This window comes from Leeia speluncae, assembly GCF_020564625.1.
GTDB lineage: Bacteria > Pseudomonadota > Gammaproteobacteria > Burkholderiales > Leeiaceae > Leeia > Leeia speluncae.
Genome location: NZ_JAJBZT010000001.1, coordinates 98,638 through 112,061 on the forward strand (window position 1 = coordinate 98,638; position 13,424 = coordinate 112,061).

A 13,424-nucleotide genomic window follows, 5' to 3' on the forward strand; every position below is an offset into this window, starting at 1 on the left:
AATTTTCCTATGATGAAGTAATTCATTTGTGATTTGTTGCATCCTTTTGTTTCTCTGGAGACAGCCGTGCAGAACGATCTGATGACACTTCCGCAAGAAGTGCTAAGCATGCTGTTGAATCAATCCCTTGCGGGGATTTATGTGATTCAAGATGGTCGTTTTCCCTATGTAAATCAAGGGTTTGCGGACATCTTTGGTTTCTCTTCTCCCGCTGAAGTAGTTTCCCAACTATTAGTCAAAGATTTGGTTGCGCCCGAAAGTTTGGAGCGTGTACAAGAAAATGTTCGCTTGAGAACTGCTGGCATGATCCCAGAAATGCGCTATACGTTTACTGCTTTGAAAAAAGGTGGCGAACGGATAGACGTGGAAGTGCATGGTCGAAATATTGAATTTAACAATGCACCAGCCGTCATTGGGGTGGTGTTAGATGTCTCGGATCGGCGGCAAGCAGAAAAAGCGAAGCATATTTTTCTGAGTGTGATTAGTCATGAACTACGAACGCCGCTTCATCACATTACCGCCTTACAAACACTCATGCGCAAAGAGCATGTTAGTGAAAAAGTGATGAACTACCTGAATAAGCAAGAAGAGGCGACGCAAAAACTCCAAGGCCTTGTGGAAGAAGTTTTGTCTTTTTCTTCTGTTGATACGAGCTCGGTCGATTTAGGCGTAGAAGAGATTGATTCGCAAGCATTCTTTCACCAGTTGCATACCAAAGACTACCAAAAAGCGGTTGTAAAGAATTTAGATTACCAAATTATCTTTCATAATCAACTTCCCCCCACGCTAAAAGCCTACCGCTTGCATTTAGAAAAGGTGCTAGCGTCCTTGATCGATAACGCTATCAAGTTTACAAAAGAAGGCCATGTCCATGTAAAAGTGACGATTAAAGAAATGGTGAGGCCAAGAGCACTGTTGTTTATTGAAGTAGAAGATACGGGGATGGGCGTTCACCCAGAGATGCAAAAAAATCTATTTACCCCGTTTAGCCAAGGCCCACATGCCATGGATAGACGTTTTGGCGGCGTCGGATTAGGTCTCGCCCAGAGCAAACATCTAATGTCGATGATGGGGGGAAATATTGGCTACAAAGCGTTAGTGCCTCAAGGTAGTGTTTTTTGGTTAAGCATACCTGTTTTGGTCGATGAGCCTGCTAGTCATTGATCGAATCTACCTAGTACATACTCATTCCGTTATACAATTGCATATTGTCTTGTTGTGAATAATCGGAAAAAATAATGTCTCAATCGCTAGCAAAGCCAACGGCCGAAGAAGTATTAGTTGCCACTCAAAAATGGCTTGAAAATGCCGTCATCGGTTTAAACCTTTGCCCGTTTGCCAAAGCTGTCTATGTGAAGAATCAAGTACGTATTGTGGTGAGCGAAGCGAAGCACCTAGATGCATTCCTAGAAGATCTTGACCGCGAATTGCTGCATTTGGCCGAGGTAGATCCGCAGGAAACCGATACGACGCTCTTGATTCATCCAACCTTATTGGCAGACTTCCTCACATTTAATGATGTAGTAGCGATTGCAGAAGAAGCCGTGGATGAGCATGGCCTAGAAGGTAAAATCCAAGTAGCGAATTTCCATCCGGATTATCAATTTGATGGCACCGAGCTAGAAGATTTAAGTAACTACACCAACCGTTCTCCGTATCCTACTTTGCATTTGATTCGTGAAAGTAGTATTGAAAAAGCAGCAGAAGCCTTCCCTGACCCCGCGGTGATTTTTGATCGCAATATTGCTTTAATGGAAGCATTGGGAAGATCGGGTTGCGAAGCAGTATTACGAGGCGAAAAGGTCGATTTACCAAAAGGTTTTTAAACAAGATATAAAAAATCCCCGTTATTACTAACGGGGATTTTCTTTTGTGAGGCGCAATGTGTTTATTTGCCTTGCTTCACACCATTGATAGTGAGTGAATTTTTCTCAAAGCGAACGGCCGATTTTAGAATGCCTTTTTCTTCGACTAACCAGCCCATTTTGGTGAAACTATTAATCTGATCATTCAAATTCTTGATTTCAGATTTGCGTGTACTTGCGGTCATGCTTTTTTGTGAGTTGATCACTTGCGTGACAAAACCAATTACAGCTTTTCTTGGTACAGAAAACTCGGCTGTCGCAATTACTGCTTGTTGAGCAGCTTCTGCTGGCTTTAATGTGGCATCTGCATCGCCAAGCCCCACTTTACCGGTAAATTTGAATATCCCTTGCCCTAGGTTTACGCTGAGGTCTGAAATTTCTAATTCAGGATGGGTGTTAACGTAACTTGGAAGCTTATCTAATAGTTCGTCCAACTCACCAAACGCGATGCTACCAGGCTCATCAATCGCGCTGAGTTTTTGTTGTTTCTCATGCTTATTGAAACGGTTAAGCAGCTCAACAATCGAGTTATCAATGTGGCGTAGAGAAATCGCAAAGTGGAAGTTCTTCAGATTGACTTTGTTAACACGAATCGATTGAATGCTTAAGTCTGCACTGCTATCAGTAAAGCCGGCTTCTGGGTTAGCGCCACTCTGACTACTGCCAAGCACATTTAACATTCTAAATTGTACAGGGTAGTAGCGATTAGCATCTTTCACTTCAAATGCGGCTAATGAACCTGATGCTTTACCATAGCCTAGCTCTTTATGCGTAAGGTCGAGCGTGCCTTGGGTTTTGAAGCCTTTTAGTTGACCAGACATCGTTTTGCTAACGACTTTGACTAAATCCAAGCCCACATTAAATTGACGACTTGCTTTGTCTGCCGTGGTATCAAAGTGAAGCACCAGTGGTGCTGCATTGACGCTGTCTTTCTTCTCTTTAAAAGTAAAGGCTTGTACTGAGAGTGTGGAGTAAATACTACCATCTGCTCTCAATAGGTGTTCTAGCGTGATTGGGTCACCCTTTTTCCAGAACATCGCTGCAACCAAGCGTTGCGCGGCATTCAGTAGTGGCGTGCTAGTCACTTTGACAGAACCATCAGGCAATTTAGCAATCTGATTGGCAAATTCTATTTCGTAAGGCTTGGCGTATTGGCACAGTGCACGATCTAGATTACACGGCATATTTAGTTGTAAGCTAACCGAGTCTTTAAACCCCTTGTCACTTGCTTCTACCATTTTGCCATGGTTTAAACTCACCAATTGACCGACAAGTGAGCGCTGTTCTTCTTGAATACGTTGAATCACTTGGTTGGTTTCATCTGATACGGTGGTATCGGCAAACGCGGGTGATGAAGTAGAAAAGGCAGCCATTAGGCTAAACGCAATGTAACGAGGGCGCACGTGAACTCCGCTGGGGCGATAAGAATAATTGAAGTCTATATTGTATGACTTTTTCATTTTTTGCGCGATTGTTGCGCGGCCTTTTTTCATGGCAAATCAATAAATAGGGAAATGTAATGAAAGTATCTGTTCCATTAGCAAAGTCTTATCGATTGTTAAACCATGGCCCGGTTACCTTGGTTTCTGCTGCCGATGAACAAGAACAAAACGTGATGGCGGCCGCCTGGGCAATGGCATTAGATTTTGAACCTGCAAAAGTAGCTGTTGTATTAGATAAACAAACACATACTCGCCAGTTGATCGAGAAAACCGGTGAGTTCGTGCTAAATATTCCTTCAAAGCAATTAGCCAAATTAACGCTTCAAGTAGGTTCTACCTCTGGTAAAGAAATCAACAAGTGGACAAGCTTTGATATACAAAAAGAAGCAGAAACCGATAGCCGGATTCCTTTATTGAAAGATTGTGCCGCATGGCTTCACTGCCGAGTCATTTCTGAACCGCATAACCAGCAAACCTATGATTTATTTATTGGGGAAGTGATTGCGGCTTGGGCGGATGATCTGGCATTTGAAAATGGCCATTGGGACTTCAAAGATGAGTCCTTGAAGACCCTTCACTATGTGGCTGGTGGCCATTTCTTTGTTACAGGAGAGGCAATTGAGGTGTCATCTGGGTTGGATAGTCCAGATTAGCGTCTAAATTTGGATAGTCTGCTTGCATGGCATGCGCAATGAAGAAAAAATCCGCGGCAGGCACGGCGATATGCCCAAAACGGAATGGGTATCCCCATCTTCTTTTATCAGGAATAAACGACAAACGATCGATTAATGGCAGGATAGAAGTTTTTTGACAGGGGTAAAACTCGATGTCATGTCGAAAAGGAAAGAAATCTGGCGCCATCGTTACTTGATAAGGGATATCTGAGACCACACGGCCGATGGCGGTAAATTGTTGCAAGGCAACGCCATTGTGTAAGTCGGTTTTGGGAGAATAGTAAATTAGCCCATCACCTTTTTTCATCCGCTTTAATGCGGCAACTTTCCCATGGCACAACTGGGCAAATCCACCGTCAACCCCTCTTTCCACGTGAAATTCGCTTACCACGCCAATCCAGTAATTTGTACTCATGGGCGTATACCTTTTCTTTCTAGTTTGCCGATGGCACAAAGAATCTGAGGCGATGTCCATCAGGATCAGTCACGACAAAGGTTTTGCCAAACTCCATGGCTGTTAGCGGTTGGGTGATCGCTAAACCTAGTGAAGCAGTTAACTTGACGGCTTCATTGAGTGTCGTTTCGTCTAGACAAGGGAAAGCAAGCTCTACGCCATCAACTAATGTGGTTGCCGGCACGACGGTATGTTTTGACCATAACCCTAACTTATTACCATTCTCAAAGTGAAAAAGGCAAAAGCCAGCGGACGCTTCTACGGGTTGAAATCCAAATAGCTTTGCATACAGTTTTGCGCTAGTAAGCGCATCTTCTACATAGAGAATGGTAAAATTTAAGTTAAACATCACATGTGCTCCGGTTTCGTTTTGATGAGCACCTAGTGTATTCAAGCCCACTGACAAAACCTGTCAGTAGTGTTTGCTGTCATGCCAAAAATAATTGAAAACGCAGTTACCTGATAGGAGCGCATATGTCTGATGCTGGTGAATTTTGGAATGCACGTTTTTCTGCGACGGAATATGTCTATGGTACAGAGCCAAATGATTTCTTAAAAAGCCAAGCGCATCGATTCCCTGCTAATAGTAAGGTGTTAAGTATTGGTGAAGGGGAGGGGCGTAATGCTAGCTTTTTAGCGGGTGCAGGTATTCAAATGCATGCGATTGAAGCTTCTTCTGAAGGCGCTGCAAAAATCGCAAAGTTAGCAGCCGACCGTGGTCAGCAAATTACCGTGATGCAACAAGATCTAAATACCTATACCTTTGAAGAAAATACATGGGATGGTGTTGTTTCTATTTTTTGCCATTTACCTTCAGCGCTTTCAGCCAAAGTATTACCAAGTATCGTCAACGCACTGAAGCCTGGTGGCTACTTTGTGATGGAGGTGTATACCCCTCGTCAATTGGCTTATGGTACTGGCGGCCCAAAAGATAGCGATATGCTATACGAGCCAGACGATGTAAGACGTTGGTTAAATGGCTTAGAGTTGGTACATTTTGCCGAGATTGAGCGCTCTGTTGTCGAAGGTACTTTCCATACGGGGAATTCACGCGTACTACAAGTGGTTGCTCAGAAACCGCTAGTGGGTTGGCCAACCCCAATGGCAGGCGAAGGGTATATTCGTCACTTAGATGGTGGGTATTATCGTCGCTTAGGAATTGGGCGTGATGCTGATGATGAAAATGCGCTGGTGGTATATGCCCATGTATGGCCATTTGAACCTTACGTGTGGGTGCGCCCGCAGAGCGAATTTCCTGGCCGCTTTACCGAAGTGACCGAGGCAGAAGTGGTTGCGGCAATGAAAGAAGATAGAGAAGAAGCTGGTGCTGCGGTATTGGCTGCTAAGGCATTGCGTCGAGCAAAGTCATCTAGCTAAAAAGAAAAAATGTAGTGCAAGCACCAGGGAGTGGGGTGTTTGCACTACTTAGTTTAAGTCATTTCAATAACTGGAGATGACTTAGAAACGGTACCCGATACGGAACATCGCTTCTGTTGTTTTTGGTTTGCCTGTTGTTGAGTGAGCCGTTTCCGCGCTAAAGCGAATTTGCTGGATTTCACCACCAAGCTCGATGCCATTATCTAGGGCATAGCTTACGCCAACCCCAATACCCGTGCCATGATGAGAGCGTGTGCCTGTATCTGTTGCCGAGTCACGGTATTCGCCTTTGCCCCAGTGATACGCTAGCTTTCCGTATACCAGTAGGTTTGGCTGTACTTTGTAACCTGGTGTCACAAATACAGAGTAATGTTGCTTCATTTTGGCATCAACAGTTTGTGTACCAGATGACTGATAGCTAACAGTGCCAAATTTGCGTTTGCTTAGGTCTATGCTACCACCCACACCAATCACCCAGTTACTGTCTGTACCGATGCCATAGTTAAAGGCAACGTCAGAAGCGGTGCTATTTTTCTTGGCGTCTGCATTCACAAAGCCAGAGTAGTGAACAGAGTTGCTAGAAGAGCCAATGCCAACGCTAACAGATGGGCCAACAAACGGTTCTGCCATTGCAGCTGAAGCCAAAAGGAAAGAAGTAATACCAAACAACCATTTCATACGAATAACGCCTTATAAGCCAATTGCATAACGAAAGAAAGGCGTTATATTAATGATATGTAAATAAATGTCAAATAAATATGCGATTGTGTTAATAAAAATGGCGCAATCAATGCGCCATTTTTTGTTAGCTACGCAGACGAATTAACCACGTAGTCTAGCGGCTACTCCGGCTACACGTGCACCAAACTGCTCGGCAGTTTCTAAGTCGCCTGGCAGTGGGCCTTCTTCTGGGGTGGAGTCAGCTGGTGACTGCGCCATCGCACCACTAAATGATCCTAACCAGTTAATGTCATTACGTTGTGCCGCTTTGGTATTAGATGGCATTTGGCCAGTGCCAACCCAGATCATGCCGTGTTGCATCGATAGCGTGAAAAGCGTGTGAATAGTGGCTAATTTATCGCCATTCAATGAGGCAGAGTTGGTAAAGCCCGCAGAAATTTTATCTTTCCATTTTTGTACAAACCAAGCCTTAGAAGAGGCATCCATAAATTTCTTAAACTGCCAGCTTACATTCCCCATATAAGTTGGAGAGCCAAAAATAATGGCATCCGCAGCATCCAACACTTGCCATGCCGATTCTGCAATATTGCCTTCCGCATCAATCGCAATGAGATCTACATGACTGCCTGCAATGCCTGCTGCGCCTTTTTGAACTGCTTCTGCTTGTTTAGCGGTATGACCATAACCACTATGATAAACAACGGCGATATTTGCCATGTGTGAGCTCCTATGCGATTGATAGATATGTTTCTTTGGGTAAGGGAATCCAACGGTAGACAAATACCGATTGAATAGCGCATTTCTACCTATCAGTATGCACTAGGAAATCAAATGGATGATGAAGGATTTTTGATTAGACTCTTCAAAAAAACTGACATACTTTTTTGCTCTAGCTTTCGCCAAAAATGAAAAAAGCCAGCCGATATTGGGCTGGCTCTGATTCAGTCATACGATCGCTATATTGCTAGACTTGATACTGTGCGGTAATTGTTTTTAATTCTGAAGCTAGCTGATGCAATGAGCCTGCCGCATCGTTGGTCTCTTCTGCCGCCGCGTGGTTTTCTTCTGTCATTTGCGCAATACGTTCAACTTGCTGAGCAATGCTATTACTTGCTGCGCTTTGTTCACGGATGGCTGAAGCAATGTCTTCTACATTACGCACGGTCTGTTGGCTGCTTTCTTCGATCGTTGCGATGGTTTGATTGGCTTCTTTTGCCCGCGTTACGCCCTGATCTACCTTATTCACCGCATCGTGCATGCTGCCTACTGCTTCTTGCGCGGTTTGGTGCATTGATTGGATCGTTTTGCTAATTTCTTGGGTGGCGCCCGCAGTTCGTTCTGCTAGTTTACGCACTTCATCGGCAACTACGGCAAAGCCACGGCCTTGCTCACCTGCGCGTGCAGCCTCAATTGCTGCATTTAAAGCGAGTAGGTTGGTTTGATCTGCCACTTCCCGGATAACAGAGATAACGCTTGAAATATTGTTACTTGCCGCCTGAAGTTCTTCGATATGACCAGCCGCAGATTTCACGACGATGGAGATATTATTAATATCCCCAACCGTTTGCAGAATCACGGTTTCACCCGCTTTCGCAACGTTACCACTCTCTGTCGCTAATTGGTTTGCATCTGAAGCTCGGTCGCCAACTTGCTGAATGGATACGGCCATTTCTTCCATGCTTGCTGCCATTGCAGAGGCTGCATCACTTTGTTGCATCGAGCTAGTTGAGACTTGCTCTGCCGCTGCGGCCATTTGGTAAGACGCTGCGGCGACGGTTTCTGTGTGATCTTTAATTTCTCGGAAACTAGATTGCAGTTTAGTAATTAGGCTATTAAATGCGGTAATTGTTTGGCCTGTTTCATCATTGCTTTGAACAGGAATTCGATTGCGGAAGTCAAGATTACTTACAATATGGCTAATGGCCTCTTTCATTAAGTTCAGCGGGCCTGTGATACTTTTGTACAACCAAATTCCCCAGCCAGCGAAAACTAAAACGAGTAGGACAATAATCACAATCACCGCAATCTCTGCAGAACTAGCTTTCTGTAATGCTTGCTCAACATAATTATCCGCACGATCATTATCATATTTCACTAAATCGCTAAGGCTAGATTCCACTTTTTTCCCTAATGCAGGGAAAACCTCATTGACGTATTTCATTGCGCCATCCATATCTCCTGCATGTGATAAAGAAGTTACTTTGTCATAGACAGGGAAATATTCTTGGATAAGGGCAGTTTCAGTTACCGCAAGTCTTTTCAGACCCTCCGGGTCTTTAGCCATTTTTTTATATTCTTCAAAATGGGTTTTTAAAGAGGCTTTTACCTCACCCATATTCTTTTCTACTTCTTCTTTTAATTGGACATCTTGAACGGATAAGTGCCTATAGGCCAACATTCTTAATTTAACAAACTCATATCGAATATTGCCAATGGTCTCTAGCTCTGGCATGGTTTCTTCGTGAAGCATTGCCGTGACTTGTTTTCCTGCTTCCACTTGCCAAACCGTCATGCTGCCAATCCCCGCCATGACGACGAGTACAGTAATGACTAAAGTAAGTAGTTTCTTTGAAATGCTCATCCCAACAACCTTTCACATACCATCTGATCAAATAGGGCCAATTACTCATCATGTGTTCTGTAAGCAATTTGACCGAAATGGAGTATAGGTAATTGACAATTCAAAAGGGTTGATGTGGCGCAAACTCTATTAGATAGATAATTAAAACTATGTAATGAATTTGTAAATATGAGTTTGCAATCCAAAAATAATTTGGATGAAATTGGTATTTAATTGATATATAAAAAGAAAAGCCCCTGCTAATGAGGGGCTTTTTTTCGCACTAACTAGAGTGATCTCGTTAGGCAATATCGCTAAAAATTACAGTGCTGCAATTTTTGCTTCGGCTGAAGCAATCGCCGCGGCTTTCGCTTCTTCACCCATGTTTACGCCTTCAGCGCGAACTACTTCAACATCGGTAAGGCCAACAAAACCTAGCACGGTACGCAAGTAGCTTTCTTGGTGATCAAGTGCATTGTTTTCACCGTACGCACCGCCACGAGAAGAAGCGATCACTACTTTTTTACCGGTCAATAGACCAACTGGGCCTGTTTCGGTGTATTTGAAAGTTTTGCCCGCAACTGCGATACGGTCGATCCATGCTTTTAATTGGCTAGGTACAGAGAAGTTGTACATTGGTGCGCCAATCACAATCACGTCTGCTGTATTGACTTCAGCCAAGATGGTTTCGCCCATGCCGATATCTGCACGTAGTTCTTCGCTCCAAGCAGATGGATCTGTCTGGCCAGCCATTAATACAGCGGTAGACAAGTGTGATGGTGCGTTAGCAACTAAGTCACGTTGGGTAACGGTCGCGCCTGGGTTTTTCGCTTGCAACTGTTTCACAATAGAAGCAGTTAGTTTGCGAGAAACTGAGTAATCGTTTAGTGGGCTAGAATCAATTTGCAAGATTTTCATGGTGGTATCCTTTTGTCAATCAAACCAATGTGGTTGTGTGTTGCATGGGATGAAGTATTCCACGATCTATTCTGTTTGATTAGCTAGCTAAAAACGGATTGATTGTTCTATGATTGCAACAATCAATCGATTTGGAGAGAAAAATGAGCAAAATTCTTCCGATTAATAGTGGTGGACCAGAGTGGAATGATCTGTTCTTTTTTACCCAAGTTGCTTTGCAAGGTGGTTTTGCATCTGCAAGCAGAGTGCTGGGGATTCCTAAATCGAGATTATCTAGAAGAGTTGCCGAGCTAGAAAAGCAATTGGGCGTTCGCTTACTGCAGCGAACCACACGTAGCTTAGCGCTCACGGATGTTGGCCAACGCTACTTGCAGCATTGCCAAAGTATGTTGCTTGCGGCACAAGAAGCAGACGATACCGTTCGGCAACTTAACAATACGCCCCGAGGCCCGATTCGTGTCAGTTGCCCAATTGTTTTATCTCAAGGATTGATGACCGAAATCTTGCCGGAATTTATGCGGCAATACCCAGAAGTGTCTGTCCATTTAGATGCAACGAATCGACGAGTCGATTTAATTGAAGATGGCATTGATGTCGCGATTCGGGTGAGAACTGTAGCGTATGAAGATGCTTCTTTAGTTATGCGGAGTTTTGGCTTTAGCTCTTCGCATTTGTTTGCCAGCCCTGATTGGATTGCGCGTCACCCACCTATTAGCGATCCGCGTGATATTACCGGGACAGATACCCTCAGTATGGTGCCTTACGATGGGCGCTATTTAATGGGGTTTGAATCTGGTGGCCAATCCGTATCGGTGCCGCACACGCCAAAATTAGTCACTGATGATATGTTCTTGCTCCACGCAGCAGCGGTTGGCGGGGTAGGGGCGGTGGTCTTGCCAGACTTTTTGTGTAAACACGCCGTAGACACTGGCAAACTACAAGTTTTGCTGCCGGATTGGAATCTGCCAGAGGGTAACTTGCATATTGTGTTTCCGACTAGACGTGGTCTGGTACCTGCGGTGAGGGTTTTTATTGATACCTTGGCTTGTGCATTGCCAAAGTTGGCGACCGAAGTCGGCGTGTCTATTCGCTTGTAGTTGTTCAAATGTGGTTCAAACTATCTAATCTGTAAAAAGTGTAAATACAGAAGACAATTCTAATCGAGAGGTTTATTATTGATATATCAATTATTGATAAGTCAATTATATGTTTTCGCCCGCCATATTAGAAAAATACCCCGCGTTGTCTCCGGCCATGCGCCCCAAGCTATTTGCAATGATTGGCTTGTGTTTTGTCTTGATGATGGTGGCCTTAGACCAAACCGTGGTTGGTACGGCGCTGCCGACTATTGTGGCGGAACTGCATGGTTATGATCTATATGCATGGGTGGGGACTTCTTATCTACTTACCTCCGTGATTACGATTCCTATTTTTGGTCGGCTGGGCGACGAATATGGCAGAAAGCCATTTGTCTTGGCCGCGATTGTCCTGTTTACCCTCGCTTCGATGTTGTGTGGCCTAGCGCAAACCATGCTGCAACTGGTGTTAGCGAGGGGGCTGCAGGGGATTGGTGGCGGCATGTTAGTCGGCACTGCTTTTGCCTGCGTGCCCGATATGTTCCCAGATGCGCACCAACGCTTACGTTGGCAAGTGATGTTTAGTAGTGCTTTTGGTATTGCCAATGCGATTGGCCCTTCATTAGGCGGTTTTCTCACCACTTGGTACGGTTGGCGCTGGGTGTTCTATGTCAACTTACCGGTTGGCATGATGAGTCTTTGGTTTTTAACAAGACATTTGCCGCTAATTCGTCACTCAGACAAGCCACCCGCCGCACTCGATTGGCCGGGGGCATTGCTCATTGCCATTGGCTTAGGTGGTTTGCAATTGTTTGTCGAATGGCTGCCAACGCATCATTCTGTGTGGACGCTTAGCTTGATTGGTACGTTATCACTGGCTGCGATTGGCTTATTTGTCTGGCAAGAGAAAAGAGCGGTTTCTCCTCTGATTCCGCTATCGATGCTGACATCAAAGAGTTTGCGAAACCTGTTTGTTTTGTCTCTTGTGATGGGGTTTTGTTTATTTGGGATTATGTATTACGCACCACTCATGTTCCAAGGTGGCTTTGGGCTAACACCAGATCAGGCAGGGTTACTAATTACCCCGTTGGTCGTCAGTATCACGATTGGCAGCATTGTGAATGGCCGGATTGTGATTCACCTAGAGCACCCTAAACGCATGTTGTATGTGGGGATTACACTATTTGCTGGTGCTGCACTCTGTATGACACGCATGAACGTGCACATGCCACATGAAGTCATTATGTGTATTATGGCGGCCGCAGGCTTAGGACTGGGATTAACCCTACCCAACCTAACGATTTTTGTGCAATACAACGCGGATAAGGCTCAGCTAGGGATTGCAACCGCCATGCTGCAATCGCTCCGTATGACAGGCGGAATGTTGGGCACCGCGCTAATTGGTACATGGGTGAATCACCAATACGCTGCGGGGTTAAGCGAACGGCTAGGTAAGTATGCTGATCAACCGTGGTCGCAAGGCTTGTATGATCCGCAATCGCTCATTGCTGGCTCTCAACACCAAACCGTGGTTTCTCAATTGATTATGGCGGGTAGAAATTACCTCACCTATTTTGAAGAAGCCCGTTCATCCCTAGTTGCTTCTGTGCATACCAGTCAAATGATGGTGGCGGTGATGCTGGTGGTCGCCTTTGTGTTGGTGTTATTACTGCCACCCATTAAAATTACTAAAGATAAAAAAAACGCCGCAACGATGGATGAAGGCATATGAGTTATTCCTTAGAACGAAATTTACTGCAGCAACTTGGCCGAACAAGTCGGGCCATGTATAGCGCCTTCGAGAGCGAAGTAGGAGAGGCGCTACCAAAGATGCGAATCTTGTTACAAGTAGAAAAGCATGCGCCAGTTGGCCAAAAACAACTAGCGCAAGTCATTGGTATTGATCCAGCTTCATTAACCAGACAAATGAAACAACTAGAACTAGATGGTTTGGTAAAAAGAGAAAGTGATCTAAAAGACAATCGCCACACAATTGTCACGCTGACCGCAAAAGGGGAAAAACGTTTGGCCGAACTGCGCCCGAAGCGCCAAACCTTCCTGAATGATGCGTTGGCAGGCTTTTCAGAAGAGCAACTTAGCATGGTTGAACAAGTATTAAGCAGATTAGAGCAGCGCTTTCAGTCGGTAGAAGGTACGGACCAACCCTAGATCTAGGGATTCTTACTCCAGTTCATTCCCTATATTTTGCTTATTCTTTGCGCAAAACACTAAATGTAGTGTTTTGCGCTACACGCAAGGCAAATCAGTCATAAAAAAATTTTGCCGACTAAATTCCTTGTTTTTTGATCTTTTTTTGCCTCAAACACACACTTTAGGTTTCGCCGCTATCTTCCTGATTTATAAACTAAAGTTCGTT

The 13,424-nt window shown here is 44.6% G+C and carries 14 protein-coding genes; 7 read left to right on the forward strand and 7 right to left on the reverse strand.

Annotated features, from left to right (window positions below; genetic code table 11):
• The first annotated feature begins 66 nt into the window (after nucleotides 1–66).
• A complete protein-coding gene (locus LIN78_RS00425; RefSeq protein WP_227177385.1) occupies nucleotides 67–1,164 on the forward strand; it encodes a PAS domain-containing sensor histidine kinase in 1,098 nt (365 codons plus the stop codon).
• A gap of 74 nt (nucleotides 1,165–1,238) precedes the next feature.
• Nucleotides 1,239–1,826 carry a DUF1415 domain-containing protein gene (locus tag LIN78_RS00430; protein ID WP_227177387.1) on the forward strand — a complete coding sequence of 196 codons (588 nt, stop codon included), beginning with the start codon at nucleotides 1,239–1,241 and terminating at the stop codon, nucleotides 1,824–1,826.
• Between the two features lie 62 nt (nucleotides 1,827–1,888).
• Here LIN78_RS00430 and LIN78_RS00435 read toward each other — a convergent pair whose 3' ends face one another.
• A complete protein-coding gene (locus tag LIN78_RS00435; protein WP_227177389.1) occupies nucleotides 1,889–3,268 on the reverse strand; it encodes a DUF945 family protein in 1,380 nt (459 codons plus the stop codon).
• 116 nt (nucleotides 3,269–3,384) lie between these two features.
• On the opposite strand from LIN78_RS00435, the gene LIN78_RS00440 reads away from it, so the two are divergent.
• Nucleotides 3,385–3,960, forward strand: a complete 576-nt coding sequence (locus LIN78_RS00440; protein WP_227177391.1) for a flavin reductase family protein — start codon at nucleotides 3,385–3,387, stop codon at nucleotides 3,958–3,960.
• Here LIN78_RS00440 and LIN78_RS00445 read toward each other — a convergent pair.
• Both LIN78_RS00445 and LIN78_RS00450 read right to left on the reverse strand, forming a co-directional pair.
• A complete protein-coding gene (locus LIN78_RS00445) occupies nucleotides 3,911–4,396 on the reverse strand; it encodes an EVE domain-containing protein (protein ID WP_227177393.1) in 486 nt (161 codons plus the stop codon). The two genes, LIN78_RS00440 and LIN78_RS00445, sit on opposite strands and share 50 nt — an antisense overlap.
• A 19-nt stretch (nucleotides 4,397–4,415) precedes the next feature.
• Nucleotides 4,416–4,784, reverse strand: coding sequence for a VOC family protein (locus LIN78_RS00450; RefSeq protein WP_227177394.1), 369 nt, complete (start codon nucleotides 4,782–4,784; stop codon nucleotides 4,416–4,418).
• A gap of 125 nt (nucleotides 4,785–4,909) precedes the next feature.
• Here LIN78_RS00450 and LIN78_RS00455 point away from each other — a divergent pair, with 125 nt between their 5' ends.
• The gene (locus tag LIN78_RS00455) at nucleotides 4,910–5,812 is read left to right on the forward strand and encodes a class I SAM-dependent methyltransferase (protein WP_227177396.1); all 903 of its coding nucleotides are present in this window, start codon (nucleotides 4,910–4,912) and stop codon (nucleotides 5,810–5,812) included.
• A gap of 81 nt (nucleotides 5,813–5,893) precedes the next feature.
• Here LIN78_RS00455 and LIN78_RS00460 read toward each other — a convergent pair whose 3' ends face one another.
• The 4 genes from LIN78_RS00460 to LIN78_RS00475 all read right to left on the reverse strand — a co-directional run bounded on the left by LIN78_RS00460 (nucleotide 5,894) and on the right by LIN78_RS00475 (nucleotide 9,971).
• Nucleotides 5,894–6,490 (reverse strand): outer membrane protein, encoded by a 597-nt coding sequence (locus LIN78_RS00460; protein WP_227177398.1) that lies wholly within the window; start codon nucleotides 6,488–6,490, stop codon nucleotides 5,894–5,896.
• 144 nt (nucleotides 6,491–6,634) lie between these two features.
• Nucleotides 6,635–7,210, reverse strand: a complete 576-nt coding sequence (locus tag LIN78_RS00465) for a flavodoxin family protein (RefSeq protein WP_227177400.1) — start codon at nucleotides 7,208–7,210, stop codon at nucleotides 6,635–6,637.
• Between the two features lie 247 nt (nucleotides 7,211–7,457).
• Nucleotides 7,458–9,074, reverse strand: a complete 1,617-nt coding sequence (locus LIN78_RS00470; protein WP_227177402.1) for a methyl-accepting chemotaxis protein — start codon at nucleotides 9,072–9,074, stop codon at nucleotides 7,458–7,460.
• A 300-nt stretch (nucleotides 9,075–9,374) separates the two neighbouring features.
• A complete protein-coding gene (locus LIN78_RS00475; protein ID WP_227177404.1) occupies nucleotides 9,375–9,971 on the reverse strand; it encodes an FMN-dependent NADH-azoreductase in 597 nt (198 codons plus the stop codon).
• A gap of 143 nt (nucleotides 9,972–10,114) precedes the next feature.
• Here LIN78_RS00475 and LIN78_RS00480 point away from each other — a divergent pair, with 143 nt between their 5' ends.
• The 3 genes from LIN78_RS00480 (at nucleotide 10,115) to LIN78_RS00490 (ending at nucleotide 13,216) form a co-directional block, all read left to right on the forward strand.
• Complete coding sequence (locus tag LIN78_RS00480; RefSeq protein WP_227177406.1) at nucleotides 10,115–11,068, forward strand: LysR substrate-binding domain-containing protein; 954 nt, start codon at nucleotides 10,115–10,117, stop codon at nucleotides 11,066–11,068.
• Nucleotides 11,069–11,177: 109 nt separating this feature from the next.
• The gene (locus LIN78_RS00485) at nucleotides 11,178–12,779 is read left to right on the forward strand and encodes an MDR family MFS transporter (RefSeq protein WP_227177408.1); all 1,602 of its coding nucleotides are present in this window, start codon (nucleotides 11,178–11,180) and stop codon (nucleotides 12,777–12,779) included.
• On the forward strand, nucleotides 12,776–13,216 hold the full coding sequence (locus LIN78_RS00490) for a MarR family winged helix-turn-helix transcriptional regulator (protein WP_227177409.1): 441 nt from the start codon (nucleotides 12,776–12,778) through the stop codon (nucleotides 13,214–13,216). Before LIN78_RS00485 ends, LIN78_RS00490 begins: the two co-directional genes overlap by 4 nt.
• Nucleotides 13,217–13,424 lie beyond the last annotated feature (208 nt).